Origin of the sequence: Sphingobium sp. (assembly GCF_033795625.1) — a bacterium.
In the GTDB taxonomy this organism is placed as follows: domain Bacteria; phylum Pseudomonadota; class Alphaproteobacteria; order Sphingomonadales; family Sphingomonadaceae; genus Sphingobium.
Genome location: NZ_JARYGI010000008.1, coordinates 43,102 through 64,769 on the forward strand (window position 1 = coordinate 43,102; position 21,668 = coordinate 64,769).

Consider the following 21,668-nt stretch of genomic DNA (forward strand, 5'->3'; position numbering starts at 1 on the left):
GCATCATATGGGGGTTATCAAGTGTCAGCCTTTGCCGACATGAACATTGCAGCTACGAACGGCTCCAGCCGCAGCGGGCGCGTGACCAACGCGATCGCCATGGCCAGCCGTCGCACGGGCGTAGACTTCGGCTATCTTCTGGGCCAGGCGAAGATCGAAAGCGGCCTCAACCCGACCGCGCGCGCCTCCACTTCATCGGCAACCGGGCTCTATCAGTTCGTCGATCAGAGCTGGCTTGCGGTGGTTAACGACCATGGCGCGGAATATGGGCTCGACTGGGCCGCCGACGCGATCGGCAAGGGCAGCAATGGCCGCTATTTTGTGGCGGACCCGGCACTGCGCAAGCAGATCATGGACCTGCGCAATCATCCCGAAACCGCGTCGGTGATGGCGGCGGAACATGCCTCCGACAACAAAGCCTATCTCGAAAAGCGCTTGGGCCGCGAAGCGCAACCTGCCGACCTTTATATGGCGCACTTCCTTGGCGTAGGTGGGGCCGCGAAATTCCTCGCCGCGCATGACAGCGCGCCGAACGCTTCCGCGGCATCGCTGTTTCCCGCAGCCGCGCGCGCCAATCGCTCGATCTTCTTCGACCGCCAGGGGAATGCTCGCAGCTTTGCCGACATCCGCGCGAATTTCGCCGCCAAGCTCGACAAGAGCGCGCAAGGTGCGAGCGTTCAGTATGCCGATGTTCCTATTCCATCCGGCTGGTCGCTGCCTGCAGGTTCCAGGGCGGTGCAGCCCGCCGACTATGTCCGCATCGAAACGCAGCGCCTCGCCACTCAGGTCAGCGCCGCCGATACCCATAAGCCGCAGCCTGAAACGGCGCGGCTCGCCTATCTCATGCTTGCGACGTTCGGAAGGTAAGTCCGCATTATGACACGCAGTCAGGCCAACGGAAAAGTGTGGATGAGCGCCGCCAAGGGAGCCTTGCTTCCGCTGGCGACATTGATGGTGGTCCTTTTCATGATGGTGCCGGTGCCGGCGCTGATGCTGGACATCGGTTTCATCACCAACATCATGATCAGCCTTGCGGTGCTGATGGTCGCGCTGAACGCCGCCAAGCCGCTCGACTTCTCCAGCTTTCCGACGGTGCTCCTGTTCGCGACATTGCTGCGTCTGGCGCTGAACGTGGCGTCAACGCGCGTGGTGCTGGTATCGGGGCATACCGGATCGGATGCGGCGGGTCATGTGATCGAGGCGTTTGGGCACCTGCTGATCGGCGGCGATTATGTCGTCGGCATCTTCGTCTTCGCGATCCTGATGATCATCAACCTCGTCGTCATCACCAAGGGCGCGGGTCGCGTGTCGGAAGTGTCCGCTCGCTTCACGCTTGACGCCATGCCGGGCAAGCAGATGGCGATCGACGCCGATCTCAACGCCGGTCTGATGACGCCGGAAGAAGCGAAGCTGCGCCGCGCCGAAATCGCCACCGAGGCAGACTTCTACGGATCGATGGACGGTGCGTCCAAGTTTGTGAAGGGGGACGCGGTCGCGGGCATCCTGATCCTCGTCATCAACATTATCGGCGGCATCGTGCTGGGCACGGTCAGTCACGGATTGTCGCTGAGCGAGGCGGCTTCGACCTACATCATCCTCGCCATCGGCGACGCTCTGGTGGCGCAGGTTCCCGCGCTGCTGCTCTCCATCGCGGCCGCGTCCATCGTGACGCGCGTCAAGTCGGAAATGGACCTGTCGGGCCAGATCGCCAGCCAGTTCGGCGCGGGCAAGGCATGGGTGCCGGTCGCGGCCATCCTCGCCTTCCTCGGCATATTGCCCGGAATGCCGCACATGATCATCCTGCCTGCCGCTGCGTTGTGCGGGTTTCTGGCATGGAAGCTCAACAAGGCCGCGAAGACCAAGGCGAACGCACCCGCGCCCGTCGAGGAAGCGCCCAACCCCGCCAACATCGAGTGGGACGACGTTTCCGACGGTGCGGTGCTGGGCCTGGAGATCGGCTATGGCCTGATCGGCATGGTCGATGAACGCAAGGGCGCGCCGTTGATGGCGCGCATCACCGGCATCCGCCGCCAGCTTTCGCGCGAATTGGGCTTCGTCGTGCCGATGGTGCGCGTGAAGGACAACCTTGCGCTGGAACCCAATGCCTATCGCATCACCATTGCCGGTGTCGTGGTGGGCGAGGACGAAATCTGGCCGGACGATCTGCTGGCGCTCGACAGCGGTGCGCTGGAAGGCGAAGTCGCCGGCCGTGCGTGCAAAGACCCGACTTTCGGCCTCGACGCAGTATGGATCGCTCAGGACAAGCGCAGCGAAGCGGTTGTGTGTGGCTATACGGTGGTCGATCCGGCGACTGTGGTCGCGACACATCTCAATCAGCTGATCGCGATGAACGCTGCGGAAATGTTCGGCCTCGATGAAGCCCGCAAGCTGCTTGACGCGCTGAAGGAAAATGCGCCGCAACTCGTCGACGGCCTGACGCCCGCGCTGATGAGCCTCGCGCAAATCTCCGCCGTGTGCCGTTCGCTGCTGATCGAAGGGATTGCGCTGAAGGACTTCCGCCGGATCTGCGAAGCGATGATCGACGCTGCAAGGCCCGATTATAGCCATGAACAACTGGTGGAGGCGGTGCGCCAGCGGATCGGGTCGCTGATCATTCAGGGGCTGGTTCCGGTGAAGATGCCGCTGCCGGTGATTACGCTGGACGGCGATCTGGAAGCGCTGCTGGCGCAGGCGGTGCGCCTTGCGGGCGACGCCAGGCATCCAATCGAACCCGCGCTCGCCAACCGCATCATCGAAGCGGTGACGTCCGCTGCCCGGCCGATCATGGGGCAGGCGCGGAACTTCGCGATCGTCACATCGCCAACGGCGCGCCGGGCGCTTGCACGACTTTTTAAGCCTCATCTGCCAGAAACGCCGGTGCTGTCCTTCCTCGAGATTCCCGACGGGAAGCCTGTGGAAGTGGTGGCCGTGGTGGGCGGTGAGCAGCAGCGGGCCATTCCGCGTCATGATCCGGTGTCGGGAACGACGCCGACCCGCGAACGAATCGCCTAAGGAGCGGCGCGTCGATGTATATGAAGAAGATTACGGCGGCCGATGCCAATACCTACGGCCGCAATGCGGGACCCATGGGCGCGGCGCAGCTTTCCAGGCAGTATATGCCGCTGGTGCGCAAGATCGCCTGGCACGTACATGGCCGGGTATCGAGCGCCATCGAGATCGAGGACCTGTTGCAGATCGGCATGCTGGCGCTGGTCGAGGCGGCGAACGGTTTCGAGGATCGCGGCCACGGCTTTGCGACCTATGCGCAGATGCGGGTGCGTGGGGCGATGATCGACCATCTGCGGCGGCATGCGACCTTGTGCCGCTCCGCCATGGCGACGCGCAAGAAGCTGGGCAAGGCGCGCGGCGAGCTGGAGCAGAAGCTGGGCCGTGTGCCTACCGAGGCGGAAATGTCCGTGCATCTGGAGATGGCGCCCGCCGACTACCGCGTCGCCGCCGACAGCGCCGAGATGGTGCAGCATACCAGCATGGACGAGGCTTATTCGGATCAGTCGATGTGGTTCGCGGATGTCGAGGATCGCGCTGACGAGGTACTGGAACGCGAGAGCCTGAAGAGAGCCATCGCGGCGGGCATCGGCAAGCTGCCGCAGCGCGAGGCAATGGTGCTCCAGCTCTATTTCGTCGAGGAGATGAACCTTGAGGAAATCGGGCTGACGCTGGACATCGGCGCGGCGCGCGTATGCCAGATCAAGAAGGCCGCGCTCGACAAGCTGCGGGACATGCTCAGCGACTGGGACTGAGCACGCCCGTTAAGCGTCGTTCGCCACGCTGAGCGGCGTGGTCCAGACCGATGTGGAACGGCCCACCGACAGACGGGTACGCAGCGGACGATAGCTGCTGAGCTGCCACCACGCCTTGGGCACGGCGAGCAAGCCGCGATCCTCCAGCATGCGTCCGAGATCCTTGCGCGCCGTCAGAGCAGCAAGCACGGGCGCGAGCAACAGGCCGAGAACGATCGGCATCAGCCACATCATCGTGATTCCGGAGAACAGCCCGCCGATCAGGATGATCACACCGAGCGCCACATGATAGCGGAAGGTGCGGAACGCATCGGCCATCGGAATGCCGTCGCAATCCCGCGTCTGGCCGTTCCAGGCGCTCTTGCGGCCGGACAGGATGCTGATGAGGTTGATGCTGTGCGTCAGCATCTGAATGGGCGCGGCAAGGATCGACAACGCCGTCTCGATGATAGCTCCGATCCATAGGCGCAGGGACCCGCCAAATGCCAAGCGGCGCTCCTCGTCCCGCAGAGTGAGCGCAATCGCCATGAGCTTCGGCCCGAACAGCAGGACAAGGGTGAGGGCGAGTAGCCCCCCCGACGGCAGCACCATGTTCGCGCGCCATGCACCGGCGAACTCTCCGCCGATCACTGTCAGTATCAGCGCCAGCCACATCGGCGATGTGACATAGGCCGAAGCCCCGACAAGCAACTGGAAGCGGCTGACAATGTGGAGGCCCGCGATCTTCGGGATCAGCGGGATATGCTGAATATTACCCTGGCACCAGCGCCGGTCGCGGATCGCAAGATCGGGCAGCGACGGCGGGAATTCCTCGAAACTGTCATCCGCCATCACCATCCGCACAGCCCAGCCGCGGCGGCGCAGTAGTGCGGCCTCGACCATGTCATGGCTCATGATGTGACCGCCAAAGGGGGCGGGGCCCTTAAGCTCCGGCAGACCGCAGCTCTCGGCGAATGCCTTGACGCGAATGATCGCGTTATGGCCCCAGAACGTCGCCTGCCGGTCCGACCACCAGATCGCGCCGATCGCGGACATCGGACCATAGAGGCGGCTCGCGAACTGCTGCCACCTGGCGAACAGAGTCTGCGCACCGACCACGGCGGGAATCGTCTGGACGAGCGCGACATTGGGTTCGCGGTCCATCTGTGCGGCAAGCTGGCTCATCGTCTTGCCGCTCATCACGCTGTCCGCGTCGAGGACGATCATATATTCATAGGCGCCGCCGAAGCGCCGCACCCATTCCGCGACATTACCTGGCTTGCGGCCGATATTCTGCGTACGGCGCCGATAGTAGACAGGACGCACGAAAGCGTCCCGCACAGCGGAATAGGCATCTTCCTCCGCCTTGCCATTCTCGGCGTTGGAATCGGAGAGGATGAAGAAATCGAACTGGTTGCAGCCGGGCAGCGTTTCGAGCGACCGCTCCATGATCGACAGGCGGCCGATGATCGTGAGGAAATCCTCATTGCATACGGGCAGCAGGATAGCGGCGCGGCCTTCCGGCACGCGAGTCGTCGATCGCTGGTAGCCGCGGCTGTTATGCACGTCACGCCACCAGATCAGGGCAAAACCAATGGCGCTGTTGGCGAAACCGAAAGCGATCCAGGCGAACAGGGGAATGGCGAGCGCGAGATAGGCAACTTCCCAAGCCGAAAATCCGCGCGGCTGCAGGGCGTCGGTCATCATGCCCACACCGAGCAGCGACGTCGCAATGGAGAGCACCAGAAGCACGAGCACGCGGGAGATACCCGGCGCGATCGGCGGTGCAGGTTGGGAGTGGGGCGGGGCTACCGAGAAGTTCTGCTCGGGCATGGCGAGCGGACTTTCCGGAGGCAGACTGGCTACAGACAAATCAGCGGCGCGCGCAACCGCGGCAGAGGCGCGCAGGCGCTTGTCGAACGCGCGGCTTGCGCCGTCCATGACATTGTCCATCGTGCGATCAATCCCTTTTGCCGTTCCTGACGTGCCGGTCGCTCTCCCCGTCCATGCCTTATGTTTACCATCTTCAACATAAATGAGGGATGTACAGGGAAGTTCCGTTACGCATTCAATGGATAATGCACCATTTCGGAGAGGGGCGTGTCGCCACGCCGTAATTGCGCGCGGATTTCTGCGCCGAGGCCAGCTTCAGGAACAAGGTCCAGCACTGCTCGCCAGCGTCCGGGCTGGCCCAGAATCGGGTAAGCCGCGGTTTTGATGATGCGCGCGCGTGTTGGTTCGGCTTGGATCTCGACTCCGGCCTTGTCTGCCGGGCCGCCGGAAAAATCGAGGACCAGGCGGATGCCTCCTCCTTCAAGGGCGCCGCGAAAGACGTTGGTCAGCGTCGATAAAGTCGAGGCGCTGGGGGGTGCGTCATCCTGCCAGTCAAGTCGATAGGACAAATCCATTCGCTTGCCCGGCGTTACGGATGTGGCGGGGACCCAATAAGCCGCGACATTGTCGGTATATTCGCTGTCGGTCGGGAACTCGTAAAGTCGTACGACGCCTTTGCCCAATGGCTGGCGTGGGGTGGCGAAGAGGGTAGGGCGTCGCTCATAGAACACGCCGTCGTCCTGATAGTGATCGAAATCCCGGTCGCGCTGGAGCAGGCCGAAGCCACGGGCATTCGGCTCCGTGAAACTGCTTATGTGCGGTGCCTCCGGGTTGATGAGCGGCCGCGCCTGCCCTTCACCATTGGCGGAACGCACGAGCAGCGTATCGGAGTCGTGGATCTCAGGACGCCAGTCGGTCGCCAATTTGCGGTGCGCCTGATCGTACCAGAACATGCTGGTCATCGGCATCGTCCCGAGTTCTGCAATGGCACGACGGGGAAAGAGCGCCGCGTCGATGTCCTGATGCACGCCTTTCGCGTCGATGCTGTTGCGCAGCCGATAGGCTCCGGTGATGCCCGGCCCATCGAGCAGTGCGTATACGGTCAGCGCATCCGGCCCGTCATGCTGCAGCCAGAAATGCGTGAAGCGGGGGAATTCCTCCTTGCCCGAACTGGTGTCGATCGTGATCGCGCGCGCGGACAGGCCATATTGCTTGCGCGCTCCCGAGGCGCGAAAGTAGCTCGCGCCCATGAACACGAGCCAGTCGGCATCGCGGGCTTTCGTCATCACACGGAACCCGGCAAATCCTGCGTCCGGGCCGAGCGCCCTTACCGGGCTGTCGGCGGGCATGTCGAAGAAAGCGGTGTCGTAGGCGAGTGGCGATGCTCGACCATTTTCCACGAGATGGAGGAACACCGGCTGGTTGGAGAATTGGCTGAGAGGAAAGAGACGCACGCCCGTCGAGTCATTCCTGTCGTTCCAGATCGTGCGCTCGTCGCGAAACTGGACCTTGTGCAAAGCGTCATAGTTGACGGCTTTCGCGCCGGGATGCGGCGAGACTTCCCTGTAGGGCGTGCGGGCCAGAGCCTTGGCGCGAGTGACGAGTGTCTGCCAGTCGAAGCGCTCCGAAATGTTCGCGGGGTGCTGGCCTTTCGCGCTGCCTGCCATCAACAGTGCCGCGCCGGAGGCCGCCACTACTTCACGTCGGTTCCAATGTGTCATCCTACGCTACATGGGCGACGATGCTCGATTATCAAGCGAAACAACCGGCCGACAAGATGAAGCGCCGCAATAACGAGGAAACCCTCGCCCGGGGGGACGAGGGTTTCGGGTGATCCTTGATCGAAAGTTGGACCCCCGGCCTGGTGGGGACCGTTAGACGCCGGGGGCCTATTGACCGGCGCGATGGACCAGGACCGCGCCGCTCAATTCAGGGTGCTTGGTCCAATCAGCGGATCAGGCTGAGGACGTTCTGCTGTGCCTGGTTCGCCTGGGCGAGCATAGCAGTCGATGCCTGCGAGAGGATCTGCTGCTTGGCAAGCGCGGTGGTTTCGGCCGAGAAGTCGGCGTCTTCGATCCGCGAACGCGCTTCGGTCAGGTTGGCGACCGTCGAGTCCAGGTTGGAAATCGTCGCTTCCAGACGGTTCTGAACACCACCAAGGTTGGCACGACCTTCGGAGATCATGGCCAGCGCGCCCTTGGACGCGGCGGTAGCGGCAAGTTCCGGTGCCGTCGGAGCGAGAGGGTTGGCATAAGCCGCGACCGCTGCGCCCGTTCCATCGATCAGGCCCAGTGCGAGTGTCGCATTGGCCGCAGTCGAGAGGTCAAGCGTCGAAAGGTTGAGGCCAACCAGGCTCATGTCAGCGACCTTGAACGAAACCGTGTCGGTTGCGCCAGTGCCGGTCTGCAGCTGGAAGCTGCCGCTGCTCAGCGTGTTGCCGTTGAACTTGGTGGTGGCGCCGATGTTGGTGATCTGCGCGGTCAGGGCGTCGGTTTCAGCCTTGATGCCGGTGCGGTTGGCGTTGCTGATGGTGCCGTTGGCGCTCTGCACGGCCAGTTCACGGATACGCTGAACGATGTTGGCGATTTCGCCGAGGGCGCCTTCTGCGGTCTGCGTCAGCGAAATGCCGTCCTGGGCATTGCGAGAAGCCTGAGCCAGACCGCGAATGTCGGCGGTCATCTTGGAGGAGATTGCGAGGCCGGCTGCGTCGTCCTTGGCGCTGTTGATGCGCTTGCCGGTGGAGAGGCGCTCCAGGGCCTGCTGCAGGCCGGCATCAGCCTTAGAAGAAGCATTGGCGGCGCGAAGCGCTGCGACGTTGGTTCCGATAACGGTCATGATAAGTTCCCTTTCAATCAGGTCGCCTGCCGATGACGGTCGCGGCCTCGAAAGCTATAACGGCGGGGTTGTCTGGACCTTTATGCGGACATGTCGTTTTTTTCGACTTTCTGGTTAATCCTCTGATCACGCAGGAAATTAAACAGATAGATCGCTCCAGGCCCTGCTGGAACGAGGAAACCCTCGTCCGGGGGGACGAGGGTTTCGGATGATCCTTGATCGAAAGTTGGACCCCCGGCTTGGTGGGGACCGTTAAATGCCGGGGGCCTATCGACCGACGCGGTGGACCAAGACCGCGTCGCTCAATTCAGAGTGCTTGGTCCGATTAACGGATCAGGCTGAGGACGTTCTGCTGTGCCTGGTTGGCCTGGGCGAGCATTGCAGTCGATGCCTGCGACAGGATCTGCTGCTTTGCGAGGGCGGTGGTTTCGGCCGAGAAGTCGGCGTCTTCGATCCGCGAGCGAGCTTCGGTCAGGTTGGTGACCGTCGAGTCCAGGTTGGAGATCGTCGCTTCCAGACGGTTCTGCACACCACCAAGGTTGGCACGTGCCTTGGAAACCACTGCCAGCGAACCAAGGCCGGCAGGCGTGTTGGTGGCGCCCGTCGGGTCCGTGCCGTCGATCAGCGTAAGCGCTGCGGTTGCACCAGCGGCCGTCGAAAGGTCGAGTGCGCCAAGGTTCAGGCCAGCAAGGCTCATGTCGCCGACCGTAAAGGATACGGTATCCGTAGCGCCGGTGCCGGTCTGCAGCTGGAAGCTGCCGCCGCTCAGCGTGTTGCCGTTGAATTTGGTGGTGGTGGCGATGTTGGTGATCTGTGCGGTCAGCGCGTCGGATTCAGCTTTGATGCCGGTGCGGTTGGCGTTGCTGATGGTGCCGTTGGCGCTCTGCACGGCCAGTTCGCGGATACGCTGAACGATGTTGGCGATTTCGCCGAGGGCGCCTTCAGCCGTCTGCGTCAGCGAAATGCCGTCCTGAGCATTGCGCGAAGCTTGAGCCAAGCCGCGAATGTCTGCGGTCATTTTGGACGAGATGGCAAGGCCAGCTGCGTCGTCCTTGGCGCTGTTGATGCGCTTGCCGGTCGACAGGCGCTCCAGAGCCTGCTGCAGGCCGGCATCAGCCTTCGAAGCTGCATTTGCAGCGCGCAGTGCCGATACGTTGGTTCCGATAACGGTCATGATAACTTCCCTTTTCCCGAATTACTCAGGTCGCCTGCCCAATGTCGGTTGCGGCCTCGAAATGGTATAACGGCAGGCGGCAAACGGCCTTTAGGAATGGCGGCAATAAAATTCCGCTTCTCTATAAAGTGCTGTAAATAGTGGGAAGTCTGGCCGTTTTCCCGGCAGTTTATTGCCGGTCTTCCGTTATCTGACCGCTTAGGAGTTGCTTGAGAGGCGCCTCTTTGCCGCAACCCGGAAGATTCTTGCCGCTTTCCGGCAAACCTTTCCGCTTGTTAACCATATCATAAGGTCTGGAAGGCAAATTGGGCTCATCGAAAGAGATGGTGCGGCACGGGGGTGCCAAGCCATCGCACATGGGGACCTTATTGCATGTCGGCACTGGACATGAGCCTTGGCGTTTGCACGCTTCTTCCGGGATTACCGGTCTGGCTCGACAACGCCTTTTATACCGTCACGCAGGTGGACGCCGCATCTCCCCGCGAAAAGGGTGCAGGCCGCATACTGCTGTCGAGCGAAATCGCCCATGCCACGCACCGCGACATATTGATCGATGTACGTGACGGCGCGCCGCTATATCAGCCTGCCGCTTCCGGCATGCCTGCTCGCATCGGCTTTGCTCTTGAAGACATGGGCCTTGCCATGGCGCTGATCGCCGAACTGGCCCGCCCCACCGGGATGCCTGCCGTCGGCGATGTCGGCAGCGCCAAGCTGATGCGCCTCGCCACCCGCATGGCCCGCAGCGACGCGACCGTCTTGGTGCAGGGCGACACCGGAACCGGCAAGGAAGGCATGGCGCGCTTCCTCCACGCACACAGCGCCCGCGCCGACAAGGACTTCATTGCCGTCAATTGCGCCGCGCTTCCCGAAACCATGATGGAAGCGATGCTGTTCGGGCACCGCAAGGGCAGCTTCACCGGCGCCGCCGCCGCTTCGGACGGTCTGTTCCTCGCGGCCGATGGCGGCACGCTCTTCCTCGACGAGATCGCCGAACTGCCGTTGGCGTTGCAGGCAAAGCTGCTTCGGGCATTGCAGGAAGGCGAGATACTCCCGGTCGGCGCGACGCATCCGGTGCCCGTCAACGTCCGCGTGATTGCCGCCTGCAACCGCGACCTTGCCGCCGAGTGCGAGATGGGCCGCTTCCGGAACGATCTCTACTGGCGCTTGAACGTCATGCCGCTGGAATTGCAGCCGCTGTCGGTCCGCCGCAACGACATCACCGCCATCGCTGCCGCTCTGTTGCTGCGCCAGCACAAGCAGATGGCGCAGCTTGGCGCGACCGATGCTTTCCCCTGGCCCACGCCGCAGGCAGTCGACAAGCTGAAGGCGCATAGCTGGCCGGGCAATGCTCGCGAACTCGGCAATGTACTCCAGCGCGCCATGGTGCTGCGCGAAGGTGAGCGGATCGAAGCCGATGACCTCCACATCACTGGCGCAGTCTCGCAGGAAACGCTGAAGGCCCGCGCCGAAACCACTTCGCCGGTCCGCCTTCAGGAAGTCGCGCGCATGTCGAAGATCGACGCGATCCGGGTAGCCCTGCGCGAAACTGACGGGCATCGCGCAATGGCCGCGCGCAAGCTCGGCATCTCCGAACGCACGCTGCGCTATCGGCTCGCCGAGATGCGCGAGCTGGCCGCGGCATAAGGGGAGGCTGAGCGATGAGCGGCATATCCACTGACGGCGTGATGGCGATACGCAACGCCATCCTCCAGAAGAACACGGCACTGCGCGATGTCACGGCTCCGCAGACCGGCGGTGCAGGTGGCATTGGTGGCGCGGGTGGCACGAAGCCCGGCGACTTTACCGATGCGCTGAAATCCGCGCTGCAACAGGTCGACGGGCTCCAGAACAAAGCTGGCGAGGCCGCCTCTGCGTTCGAAAGCGGCCAGACCACCGATATCGCTGCGGTCATGCTGGCCAAGCAGCAGGCCTCCATTGGCTTTGAAGCGACGCTTCAGGTCCGCAACAAACTCCTGTCCGCCTATAAGGACATCATGAGCATGCCGGTATAAACCATGAGCGACGCAAACCTCACACTCGAACGCGCATCAGGCGCGTCTTCCGGCCTCCCGGCTTTGTCCGGCGGGGGTATTGCAGGTGGCGGGCTGGACGCAGTCCGTGCCCGCTTCTCCGGCTTCATGGGACAGGCGGCGATACAACGCAGTCTGCCGATGCTCGGGCTGTTGCTGGTGATGGCGATCGCAGGGGCCGCATGGCTTGCATTGCGCGAGCCGCCGCAGCGCGACCTGTTCCGGGGCCTCCCCGACAGCGACAAGGCGGCGATCAGCGAAGTGCTCGACAAGAACGCCATCTCCTATGACTTCGACAGCAGCGGCGCGCTGACAGTCGGCGAAGACGACTACTTCAAGGCGAAGATGATGCTTGCGTCCGAAGGGTTGCCGAAGAGCGCGCCCGATGGCAACAGCATGATCGACGGCCTGCCCATGGGCGCAAGCCGCGCTGTCGAAGGCGAGAAGTTACGCTCTGCCCGCGAAATGGATCTGGCGCGCACGATCGAAGCGATTGACTCCGTGCAGAGCGCGCGCGTGCATCTCGCGGTCGAACCGCCCAGCATCTTCCTGCGTGACCGCGTGAAACCCGCTGCATCGGTGATGCTGCGCCTCGCCAATGGTCGTCGCCTGAGTGACGGGCAGGTGCAGGCCATCGTGCATCTGGTCGCCTCGTCCGTGCCGCAGCTTTCACCCGACGACATTTCCGTCGTGGACCAGAATGGCCGCCTGATGTCCGACAATGGCGGCGACGGTTCCTCCGACAAGCAGATCGAAGTCCAGACGAAGATCGAGGAACGCTATCGCCAGGCAGTCGTCGCCCTGCTGACGCCGATCCTCGGAGCGGACAAATTCTCCGCCGAAGTCCATGCCGACGTCAATTTCTCAGAGCGTCAGGCGACCCGCGAAACCTATCCGCAGGATGAAGCACGCCTCCGCACCGAACAGGGAAGCTGGCAGGCAGACAAGGATGGCAAGACCGGCGAAGCGACCGGTATCCCCGGCGCCCTGTCCGATCAGGCGCTGCCGCCTGCCACCGCGACGCCGACGCCGACTGTCGGCCCGGCTGCGGCTGGCACTGCGGCCACAACGCCCGGAACGCCAGCCGATCCGGCCATGAAGACCGCCGAGACCTTCAACCGCAGCTTTGAGCTTGGCCGCGAAGTCTCCGTGACCCGCGACGCTGTAGGCACCGTGAAGCGCGTCTCCGTCGCCGTTGCGCTGGACACCGACGCCAAGGGCAAGCCGCGTTCCAAGGAAGAAATCGCCGCCCTTGAAGCACTGGTGAAGGGCGCAGTCGGCTTCGATCAGACACGCGGCGACACCGTGGCACTGTCCTCACGCGGCTTCGTCAAGGAAACCGTCGAGGAAGCGCCCTGGTACGACGCAAGCTGGGTCTCGATGCTCACGCGCAATCTTTCCGCGCTGGCCGTGGTGCTGGTCCTGATCCTGGGCATCGGCCGTCCGCTGATGAAGCGCCGCGCCGCTGCGAAGGAAGAGGCCGTCGCCCAGAACGCCGTGGCTGGCCAGAAGCTCGGCAAGGAAATCGCCAGCGAACTGACGCGCACCGCACAAGTCGATCCGGCCCGTCCGATCACGCTCGACATGATCTCATCCACGCCGGACTACGCCCAGCGCGCCAGCCTCATCAAGAATTTCGTCAAGCAGGACCCGGATCGCGCCGCGCTGGTCGTCCGTGACCTGCTGAAGGAAGGGAAGAAGGAAAATGCCTGACGCCCTCACTGAAACGCGCCTGAAAGGGAGCGCAGCGGCAGCCGTATTGCTGATGCTGTTCGACGAAGACGAAGCCGCGCAGATCCTCTCGCGCCTCGAACCCGAAGAAGTGCGCCAGCTTGGCTACGCCATGTATGACGTCGCGGATGTCGAGATCGACGAAGTGAACGAGGCACTCGACCATTTCGTCAACAAGGCGAAGAAGCGCACCACCGTCGGCTATGGTGCGAGCCAGCATATCCGCGGCGCAATGACCAAGGCTCTGGGGCCGGAGCGTGCCGACAACATGCTTGCGCGGATCACCCCGCCGACGCGCTCGACCAAGCTTGCCATGCTGAAATGGCTGGAGGCGAAGGAAATCGCCGCATTGATCGAAGCGGAGCATCCGCAGATCATGGCCATCGTGCTCGCCCATCTGGAGCACAGCGTCGCCGCAGACGTCCTTCAGTTGCTGCCCGCCGAATTCCAGGAGGAAGTCATTTATCGCGTGGCGACTCTCGGCCCCGTCAGCATCGAAGCGCTGGACGATCTGGAGCAGTTGCTGATGCGCGGATCGCCTTCGAACAAGCCGGGCAACAGCTCGCAGCGTGGCGGCACGCTCGAAGCGGCGGCGATCATGAACAACGTCCGCAAGGACAACGAAGTACGCATCATCAAGGCGCTCGCCAAGCGCGACAAGATGGTCGCGCAGTCGATCGAGGAGGAGATGTTCGTCTTCGACAACCTGATCGACATGGACGACAAGAACCTGGGCGCGCTGATGCGGACCATCGACAACGACGTGCTGGTCGTGGCGCTGAAGGGCGCGAACGACATGCTGCGCGGCCGTATCTTCGGCTGCATGTCGGCACGCGCGGCCTCGTCCATCGCGGACGAACTGGCGGAACGCGGCCCGATGCGCCTGGCCGATGTGATCGAGGCGCAGAAGCTGATCATCGCCACGGCGCGCCGGATGGCGGACGCGGGCACCATCATGCTGACCGGCAAGGGGAACGATTTTGTCTAGTTTCTGGCGAGGCGAAATCGGCTCCGACGCGGTTTCAGTGGGGATCGGCGACATTGGCGGCGTCATTGCGCAACCCCGCGGAGGCTTTCGCGCCTACTACAGCGACCGGCAGGACGCCCAGCCTCGTGGCATTCACCCCGCACGCCGGGCATCGGATCGCGAGCCGCAGGAAGACCCGCTGGAGCAGGCCCGCATCGAAGCCTTCACAATGGGCTATGAGGAAGGCTGCCGCGTCACGCAGGAAGCCATTACCATCGATCAGGACGCCTGCCAGCGCCTTGCCGATGCACTGGAGCAGCTTGCTCCTGCATCGAGCGGGACGCTTTCGACCATCCTCTCCGCCGCCGTGATCCGGCTGGTAGGGCAGATTGTCGGTGAAGTGGAGGTCGATACGGCACTGTTGCTAGAGCGGTGTCAGACAGTCGCGGGCTTCATCGAGGAGAGCGACACGCGGCAGGCGTTGCATGTGCATCCCGAAGACCTCGCGCTGATCGAAGGCTCCGACATCGGTGTGCCGCTGGTGGCCGACACAGGATTGCGGCGCGGATCGGTGCGGCTGGATACGGCGGATGGCTGGATCGAGGATGGCCCGGACGTGCGCCTCTCGCGGCTGAAAGCCATGCTGGACGATATGGAAGGCAAATTGTGATTCAGGCTGCATTGCGTCAGGCGGAAACGCTGTTCGAACATCTGCAGGTGCAGAACAAGGCGCCGCGCCATGTGGGGCGGCTGGTGAGCCATGATGCGGGCATGCTGGAAGTCACAGGCTTCCGCCGCCCCATTGGCGCAGGCGCGCGGCTGACGGCGAGTGATGGCACCACGGCGCGGGCCGAAGTGGTGGGGTTTCGCGGGAACAAGACATTGCTGGTGCCGCTGGAAAGCGATGCGCCGCTGGAAAACGGCGCACGGGTGGAACCTGACAGCGCGGCGAACATGGTTCAGGTCGGCGAAGGGCTGATCGGGCGCGTGATCGACGCGATGGGTCAGCCGCTCGACCGCAAGGGGCCGATCATCGCAGGCGGCATCTGGCCGCTGAACGGCGTGCGCGGCAACGTGCTGGACCGTGGCCGCGTCACCGAGCCATTCGACCTGGGCGTGCGTGCCGTCAACGCGCTGCTGACGGCCGGGCGCGGGCAGCGGATCGCCATCATCGCAGGCTCCGGCGTCGGTAAATCCGTGCTGATGGGGCAGATGATCGCAGGCGCGGAAGCCGACATCGTTGTCGCAGGCCTGATCGGCGAGCGTGGCCGCGAAGTCGCCGACTTCCTAGAAACCAAACTCTCCGGCGGCATGATGCGCAAAAGCGTCGTCGTCGCCGTTCCCGCCGATCATCCTCCGGTGCTGCGCCTGCGAGCGGCGGCGCGGGCGACGGCGATCGCCGAATATTTCCGGGCGCGCGGCAAGAAAGTGCTGCTCCTGATCGACAGCCTGACGCGCTGTGCCCATGCGCAGCGCGAGATCGGGCTGGCGCTGGGCGAACCGCCCGCGATGAAGGGCTATCCGCCTTCGGCCCTCGCGCTGATCCCGAAGCTGGTCGAGCGGGCCGGGGTGGACGTTCGCACGGGCGGCTCGATCACGGCACTCTATACCGTGCTGGCCGATGGCGACGACACCGACGATCCCATCGTGGACGCCGCGCGCGCCATCGTGGACGGACATTTCGTGCTGTCGCGGCACCTCTCCGAACAGGCGATCTTCCCGGCCATCGACATCGGCAAGTCGCTCTCGCGCGTCATGGCCGATGTGGTGGATGACGAACATCTGGCGGCGGCGGCTGCCTATCGGAGGTTGTGGGCGGCTTATGAGGAAAATCGCGACCTTATCCTCATGGGTGCCTATCGCCCCGGCAACGATCCGATCATCGACGAGGCCGTCGCCCGGCGGCAGGAAGTGCTCGATTTCCTGCGGCAGGACGTGAAGAGCCGCATCGACCTGGATAGCAGCGCCGCCGCGCTGGTCGCAGAGTTCGGCGCATGAAGGGCCTGCTTGCCCGCCGCCATCGCGTATTGCGCGCCCGCCATGTCCAACACGCGCTGGCCGTGGCGGAGACCGTTCGCGCGCAGGACGAAGCCAACAGCATCGCCCGCAATGCCGAACGCGTCACGCGTGTACGCGAGCAATTGTTCGAGGCTGATCCGCAATCCAGCGGTGCGTCCTTCGCCGCCTATCGCGAACTTGCGGAGCGGCTGGAGCGGGCAGGGCGGCAACTGGATGGCGCGCTCTACGACGCCAATCGCAAGGTCGAGGAAAAGCAAGGCAAGCGCGTTGAAGCGACGCGTGAGAAGGAAATTGCCGTGCGCCTGAAGGATCAGGCCCGCGCATTGATGGCGGAACGGCTGGAGGCGCGCCTCGCCGCGCTGCCCCGCTATCGCAAGGTTCAGAGGGCGGAAGGATGAACCCGATCATGGGGAAGCTCAACAGCGGCGTGATGCAATTGCTGGCCTCGTCCGCCGCTATCGCGAAGCCGGGGGAAACTGCGGCGATAGCGGGTGACGCGGTGCTTCCGTTCGCTGCTTTGCTATCGCAAATGGCGGGCGAAGTTGAGGGTAAATCCGTAGCGGTGTCGCGCGCCGACACGACGCGCAACCCGAGCCCGGCAGACGGTGTGACGCTGGCCGAACTGCTGGAAAAGACGGTTCCGAAAGCCGAAAATGTGCCCGAAGCTGAGGCATCCGCCGAAATGCCTTCGCCGCAAGTGCCTGCTGCCGCGTCACCCGTGAAGGTTGTGCCGCGTATCGTGGCCGTTAAGCCGGCAAAAATAGCAGAGGCGGCAAGTGTCGCAGCCAAGCCTGACGCTGCACCGGAGGAAGATAGTGTGGCCGCGGCCTCGCCCCCCAAGCGAAAAGCGTTGGATGATGTGGAGAGTGAAGTTGCCTCTTCACCAGCCCCTCAACCTATGGAAAGCGCGCCTATTCTCGCGACACAGGGCATTGCGGATGTGATGCCGGCGAAAGCTGACGCTATCGGGCAAAGCGCGACCCGTGAGATGAAGGGCGCGCCCCCAATCTCCGCATCCCGTCCAGTCATGGTGCCACGCCCATCCGCAAATTCAGTGTCCAACATGGCGGCTACGGGTCCCGGTGAAACGCCGCCCATGGCCCGTCAGATCGAAGCGGCAATTGCCTTCGTAACCGAGCGCCCACGCCAGCCGAACATGACGGGCGATACAGCCGCTAGCCCTTCGCCGGAAGTAGAGGCTTTCCACATCGGGGCAGTTCGCCGCCAGAAGCAGGAGAGCATGGCACTCTCCGACGCCATGTCTCGACTGAAGCAATCGGCTTCGGCAGTCATCCCCGACGCGAAGGTGCCGGATACTCGCGCGCAGATATCCATGGCAGCGCCTCTGCCCGAAAGGGCGAAGGCTGCGGATGTTGCGCCTGACAATCTGTCCGCCGCCGCGCCACAGGTGCAACCTGCAGCGACTGCTACGCAAACTCACGTTTTGCTCGGCACGCCCGCCGCCGATCTCTCCGCCTCGCTCGGCCAGCAGGTCATCGACATGGGCTCTGGCGGGCAATGGATCGACGGGCTCGCCCGCGAGATCGCGGCGCTCAGCAAGGGTGAGGGGCATGGCAGCTTCCGCCTGTCGCCCGAGCATCTTGGCCCCATGCGCGTCGATATCCGGCCCGGAGAGCAAGGCTCCAACGTCACGCTGACGGTCGAAACGAAAGCAGCCGAAACGATGCTGATGCAGGACCGCAACATCCTGAAGGCCGATGCGCAGCTTGCCGCGGTGAAGATCGGCGACGTGACCGTGGAACGGGTCCCGCACGTGCATGAGCCTTCCCCGTCCGACACCGCCACAGGCCAGGGCACCGGAGGGCAGCCACAGTCTCAGACGCAGACCTCTTCGCAAGGCCAATCCGGGCAGAATCCCGGCAATGCCGCTCTTTCGCAGGGGCAGTCACAGCAAAATGGCAATCACGGCGGTAACCGTAAAGTTTCTGCCGACCCCGCCGTATCTAGTCAGGCGGAGCCACGCGATGCGGGGAGCGGCGATATGCCCGACTCCAGCCGCCGCGCGCGCTACGCCTGATCGCCCACGCGCAGGCGGACAGGGACCAGAAATGCACATGATTGCGACGAACAAGGGGACTGACCAATGAGTGACGACGCCAAGCCGAAAAAGGCGAAGGGCAAGGGAAAGTTGTTCATCCTGCTCGGCGTGGTCGCGTTGCTGGGCGCTGGCGGCACGGCCGGAGGGCTCTACGCCGCGGGTTTCTTCTCGCATGAGGAAACTGGCCCCAAGATCGATCCCAACAAGCCGGTGCTGGTGCTGAAGGGCGAAAACCCCGAAGACATCGCCGCAGCTCATGCCGCGCCTGAGGGCGAGCATGGCGGCGAGGACAGCGTCGCCGCTTCGGCAGGACATTCGGCGCCCGGCAAGGGCCATGGGTCAGTGGCGGACAAGGGCATAGACTTGCCGACGCCTGCCGATCCTTCGAAATATCAGGCGACCTATTTCCAGGTACAGGCACCCTTCACGTCCAACATGGCGGACAGCGACAGCTTCGCCCAGATCGGCCTTGCAGTCAGTACCTATTACGATGCGCGGGTCATCCAGGCGATGACGACTCATGAGATGGCGATCCGTTCGGCAGTGCTCCTCATGCTGGCGCAGCAGGACCAGATGGCGCTGGAAACGCCGCAGGGTAAGGAAATGCTTCAGAAGAAATTAAAGAGCATTATCAACGATGTGCTGAAACAGAAAACCGGCTATGGCGGCATTGATAACGTTTATTTTACCAATTTCGTTATTCAATAGGGCTGTCGATACCGGGTCAGTTCCCTTGGTGTCGGCCAGGGGACTGACGCATAATGGACGACGTTCAATCTTTCGCATTCGGCAAGGGCGATGCCCAGGCGCCCGTGATGCTGTCGGGCCTCGACCGGCTGGGCGAAAAGCTCGGTCGGCGATTGCGCGGCGTGCTGGAGCCCCTTGTCGGATCACGCCCTGACGTCGAGGTGCAGCCGGTCGCGGTCACGGACTTCAGCAACTGGGCGCAGGACGTGCCCCGCTCCTCCAGCATGAGCATCTACCGCGCGCTGCCGTTGAAGGGCAACATGCTGATGCGCCTGGACGCCGGCATGATATCGACGCTAGTGGACTGCTTTTATGGCGGCGTCAGCAATCGCACGATGCCTGCCCGCGCGGAGTTCACCCCCACCGAAGATCGCCTGATCGCGCGCCTCTCTCAGGCGATCACCGAACAACTGGCGGCATGCTGGCAGGATGTGCTGCCGCTCGATATCGCTCTTGCCACGCGCGAAGTCGGCGTGGGTTTCGCTTGCGCCTTTCCCGCGACGGAGCAGATGGTCGTGCAGCGCTTCACCATCTGCCTGATCCGCAACGAGGAATGGCCGATCGACATCGTGTTTCCGCTGGCCGCCCTGCGCGCCGTGGACGCGCTCACGGGATCGAAGGTGCATGACGATCATGTCGTCACCGACGCCATATGGCAGTCCCGCATGGAGCGCCAGATGGCGAACATCCGCTTGCCCGCCCGCACCGTGCTGGCGCGCCCGAGCCTGTCGCTGACGGAGCTGGTGCAGCTTCAGCCCGGCGACGTCATTCCCGTGCATATCAACCGCAACCTGCCCTTGATCGTGGGCGACCGCATCATTGCCCAGGGCTCCATAGGCGAGCAGGACGGGCGTGCGGCGTTCATGATCGAAAAGATGAATTGAGGACCAACAGATGAGTGACATGAGCGAAGCCCCCCGGATCGATAACGCCGTCGCGGCCTTTGGCGCGCGCTATGCCGATAACCGTCAGTTCCGGCTGCTGGCCGACATTCCCGTGCGCCTGTCGGTGGAGGTGGGCTCCACTTCACTGAAACTGGCCGAAGTCATGGACCTTGCCGAAGGCAGCATCGTCGAACTGGACCGTCAGGCCGATGAATTGCTTGACATTATGGTTAATGGTGCGCTGATCGCCAAGGGCGAAGTGGTGACGGTCAATGGGCGTTATGGCATCCGGATCGTCGAAGTCGCCAACACCGAAACGCGGATGGCCGGCGTCGAACGACGCGGCTGACCGCTGATCGGTCGGTTGATCGGGGGCGCGGGAATAGATGTTTGATTATATCGTCAGGCTGCTGATCATGGTGCCGCTCGTCGGCGGCATGGCGTTCGGCGCATTGTGGCTCTGGAAGAAATATCAGCCGGGCATGATCGGCGGATCGGGCGAACGCGCCTTGAAGATCGTGGAAGCCTTGCCGATGGGCACCTTCGGCAAGCTCGCCATTGTCGAGTTCGACGGACAGCGGTTGCTGATCGCAATCACGCGCGGGCGGATCGAGAAGCTGGCTGAGGGCAAGGCCGTGCCTGCGAGTCTATCGGGTGCGGGCGCGGCCGGGAGTGTTGGGCGTGTTCGTTAAGAACCTCTACCCATTCGCCCTGAGCTTGTCGAAGCCTGTCCTGAGCGCCTGCCGCAGGCGGGCAGTCGAAGGGGGGCAAGCTGAGCCGCAGGCGAAGCACACTTCACTTCGTTCAGTGGATGGCTTCGACAGGCTCAGCCCGAACGGAACTGGAACGGGAGCCCTGTCGCGAGGGGTGGTGCTTCTCCTGCTGTCGCTACTTTTAACCTTCCTCCTCATCGACCCTGCTTTCGCTCAAAGCGCCCCAGCCGCACCCGCAGGCCCTGCCGCCGCATCCGGCGCTCTCTCCCGCGCGATGAGCCAAGTGTCGGGCGATGGCCGCCCTCTCTCGCTGTCGCTGCAAATCCTGATCCTCATGAGCCTGCTGACGGTGCTGCCGTCGCTGGTGCTGATGATGACCAGCTTCACGCGCATCATCATCGTGCTGTCGCTGCTGCGGCAGGCTCTGGGCCTGCAGCAGACGCCGCCCAACCAGGTGCTGGTCGGCCTCGCGCTCTTCCTCTCGCTGTTCGTGATGCGCCCCGCCATCGACCAGATCAACGCGCAGGCCTACAGCCCCTATGGCAGCGGCCAGATTTCCATCGAGGAGGCGGTGGGCCGCGGCGGCAAGGTGCTGCACAATTTCATGGCTAAGCAGACGCGCGAGAGCGACCTGAAGCTCTTCTCCGGCCTCGCCGAAGCGCCGCAGTATCGCACGGTGGCGGATGTGCCGTTCACGATCCTGCTCCCGGCCTTCGTCACCAGCGAGTTGAAGACGGCGTTCCAGATCGGCTTCATGATCTTCCTGCCGTTCCTCATCATCGACCTCGTGGTCGCCTCGACATTGATGGCGCTCGGCATGATGATGCTGTCGCCGACAATCATCTCCATGCCCTTCAAGCTGCTGCTGTTCGTGCTGGTGGACGGCTGGGCGCTGACGATGGGGTCGCTGGCGGGGTCCTTCGCGACGTGACGTGC

At 63.4% G+C, this 21,668-nt stretch carries 20 protein-coding genes; 16 read left to right on the top strand and 4 right to left on the bottom strand.

Annotated features, from left to right (window positions below; genetic code table 11):
- Positions 1 to 21 precede the first annotated feature (21 nt).
- The 3 genes from QHC67_RS05880 to QHC67_RS05890 are packed head-to-tail and all read left to right on the top strand — an operon-like array spanning position 22 to position 3,761.
- Entirely contained in the window at positions 22 to 867 is an 846-nt protein-coding gene (locus QHC67_RS05880) for a lytic transglycosylase domain-containing protein (protein ID WP_319292334.1), read from the top strand.
- Between the two features lie 9 nt (positions 868 to 876).
- Positions 877 to 3,012 (top strand): flagellar biosynthesis protein FlhA, encoded by a 2,136-nt coding sequence (gene flhA / locus QHC67_RS05885; protein WP_319292336.1) that lies wholly within the window; start codon positions 877 to 879, stop codon positions 3,010 to 3,012.
- 14 nt (positions 3,013 to 3,026) lie between these two features.
- Positions 3,027 to 3,761 carry a FliA/WhiG family RNA polymerase sigma factor gene (locus QHC67_RS05890; protein ID WP_319292337.1) on the top strand — a complete coding sequence of 245 codons (735 nt, stop codon included), beginning with the start codon at positions 3,027 to 3,029 and terminating at the stop codon, positions 3,759 to 3,761.
- A gap of 9 nt (positions 3,762 to 3,770) precedes the next feature.
- Here QHC67_RS05890 and mdoH read toward each other — a convergent pair whose 3' ends face one another.
- The 4 genes from mdoH to QHC67_RS05910 all read right to left on the bottom strand — a co-directional run bounded on the left by mdoH (position 3,771) and on the right by QHC67_RS05910 (position 9,582).
- Entirely contained in the window at positions 3,771 to 5,681 is a 1,911-nt protein-coding gene (gene mdoH, locus QHC67_RS05895; protein ID WP_319292339.1) for a glucans biosynthesis glucosyltransferase MdoH, read from the bottom strand.
- 119 nt (positions 5,682 to 5,800) lie between these two features.
- Positions 5,801 to 7,294 (bottom strand): glucan biosynthesis protein, encoded by a 1,494-nt coding sequence (locus QHC67_RS05900; RefSeq protein WP_319292340.1) that lies wholly within the window; start codon positions 7,292 to 7,294, stop codon positions 5,801 to 5,803.
- Positions 7,295 to 7,520: 226 nt separating this feature from the next.
- Positions 7,521 to 8,408: a flagellin gene (locus tag QHC67_RS05905; RefSeq protein WP_319292341.1), complete on the bottom strand. Its 888-nt coding sequence runs from the start codon at positions 8,406 to 8,408 to the stop codon at positions 7,521 to 7,523.
- A gap of 325 nt (positions 8,409 to 8,733) precedes the next feature.
- Positions 8,734 to 9,582, bottom strand: a complete 849-nt coding sequence (locus QHC67_RS05910) for a flagellin (protein WP_319292343.1) — start codon at positions 9,580 to 9,582, stop codon at positions 8,734 to 8,736.
- A 372-nt stretch (positions 9,583 to 9,954) separates the two neighbouring features.
- Here QHC67_RS05910 and QHC67_RS05915 point away from each other — a divergent pair, with 372 nt between their 5' ends.
- The 13 genes from QHC67_RS05915 to fliP all read left to right on the top strand — a co-directional run bounded on the left by QHC67_RS05915 (position 9,955) and on the right by fliP (position 21,663).
- Positions 9,955 to 11,226, top strand: coding sequence for a sigma-54 dependent transcriptional regulator (locus tag QHC67_RS05915; protein ID WP_319292345.1), 1,272 nt, complete (start codon positions 9,955 to 9,957; stop codon positions 11,224 to 11,226).
- Positions 11,227 to 11,240: 14 nt separating this feature from the next.
- Positions 11,241 to 11,594, top strand: coding sequence for a flagellar hook-basal body complex protein FliE (gene fliE / locus QHC67_RS05920; protein WP_319292347.1), 354 nt, complete (start codon positions 11,241 to 11,243; stop codon positions 11,592 to 11,594).
- 3 nt (positions 11,595 to 11,597) lie between these two features.
- Positions 11,598 to 13,325, top strand: coding sequence for a flagellar basal-body MS-ring/collar protein FliF (gene fliF, locus QHC67_RS05925; protein ID WP_319292349.1), 1,728 nt, complete (start codon positions 11,598 to 11,600; stop codon positions 13,323 to 13,325).
- Entirely contained in the window at positions 13,318 to 14,331 is a 1,014-nt protein-coding gene (gene fliG, locus QHC67_RS05930; RefSeq protein WP_319292351.1) for a flagellar motor switch protein FliG, read from the top strand. The genes fliF and fliG overlap by 8 nt, the downstream gene beginning before the upstream one ends.
- On the top strand, positions 14,324 to 14,980 hold the full coding sequence (locus QHC67_RS05935) for a FliH/SctL family protein (protein ID WP_319292353.1): 657 nt from the start codon (positions 14,324 to 14,326) through the stop codon (positions 14,978 to 14,980). The genes fliG and QHC67_RS05935 overlap by 8 nt, the downstream gene beginning before the upstream one ends.
- On the top strand, positions 14,977 to 16,308 hold the full coding sequence (locus QHC67_RS05940) for a FliI/YscN family ATPase (protein ID WP_319292355.1): 1,332 nt from the start codon (positions 14,977 to 14,979) through the stop codon (positions 16,306 to 16,308). Before QHC67_RS05935 ends, QHC67_RS05940 begins: the two co-directional genes overlap by 4 nt.
- Positions 16,305 to 16,727, top strand: a complete 423-nt coding sequence (locus tag QHC67_RS05945; RefSeq protein WP_319292357.1) for a hypothetical protein — start codon at positions 16,305 to 16,307, stop codon at positions 16,725 to 16,727. The genes QHC67_RS05940 and QHC67_RS05945 overlap by 4 nt, the downstream gene beginning before the upstream one ends.
- Positions 16,724 to 18,367, top strand: a complete 1,644-nt coding sequence (locus tag QHC67_RS05950) for a flagellar hook-length control protein FliK (protein WP_319292359.1) — start codon at positions 16,724 to 16,726, stop codon at positions 18,365 to 18,367. Before QHC67_RS05945 ends, QHC67_RS05950 begins: the two co-directional genes overlap by 4 nt.
- Positions 18,368 to 18,433: 66 nt before the next feature.
- Positions 18,434 to 19,096, top strand: coding sequence for a flagellar basal body-associated protein FliL (gene fliL, locus QHC67_RS05955; RefSeq protein WP_319292361.1), 663 nt, complete (start codon positions 18,434 to 18,436; stop codon positions 19,094 to 19,096).
- 53 nt (positions 19,097 to 19,149) lie between these two features.
- On the top strand, positions 19,150 to 20,019 hold the full coding sequence (locus QHC67_RS05960) for a flagellar motor switch protein FliM (RefSeq protein ID WP_319292363.1): 870 nt from the start codon (positions 19,150 to 19,152) through the stop codon (positions 20,017 to 20,019).
- A 10-nt stretch (positions 20,020 to 20,029) separates the two neighbouring features.
- Complete coding sequence (gene fliN, locus QHC67_RS05965; protein ID WP_319292364.1) at positions 20,030 to 20,368, top strand: flagellar motor switch protein FliN; 339 nt, start codon at positions 20,030 to 20,032, stop codon at positions 20,366 to 20,368.
- Positions 20,369 to 20,405: 37 nt separating this feature from the next.
- Positions 20,406 to 20,711, top strand: a complete 306-nt coding sequence (locus tag QHC67_RS05970; protein ID WP_319292366.1) for a flagellar biosynthetic protein FliO — start codon at positions 20,406 to 20,408, stop codon at positions 20,709 to 20,711.
- Positions 20,712 to 20,886: 175 nt separating this feature from the next.
- Positions 20,887 to 21,663, top strand: a complete 777-nt coding sequence (gene fliP / locus QHC67_RS05975) for a flagellar type III secretion system pore protein FliP (RefSeq protein WP_413818502.1) — start codon at positions 20,887 to 20,889, stop codon at positions 21,661 to 21,663.
- The last annotated feature ends 5 nt before the right edge of the window (positions 21,664 to 21,668 follow it).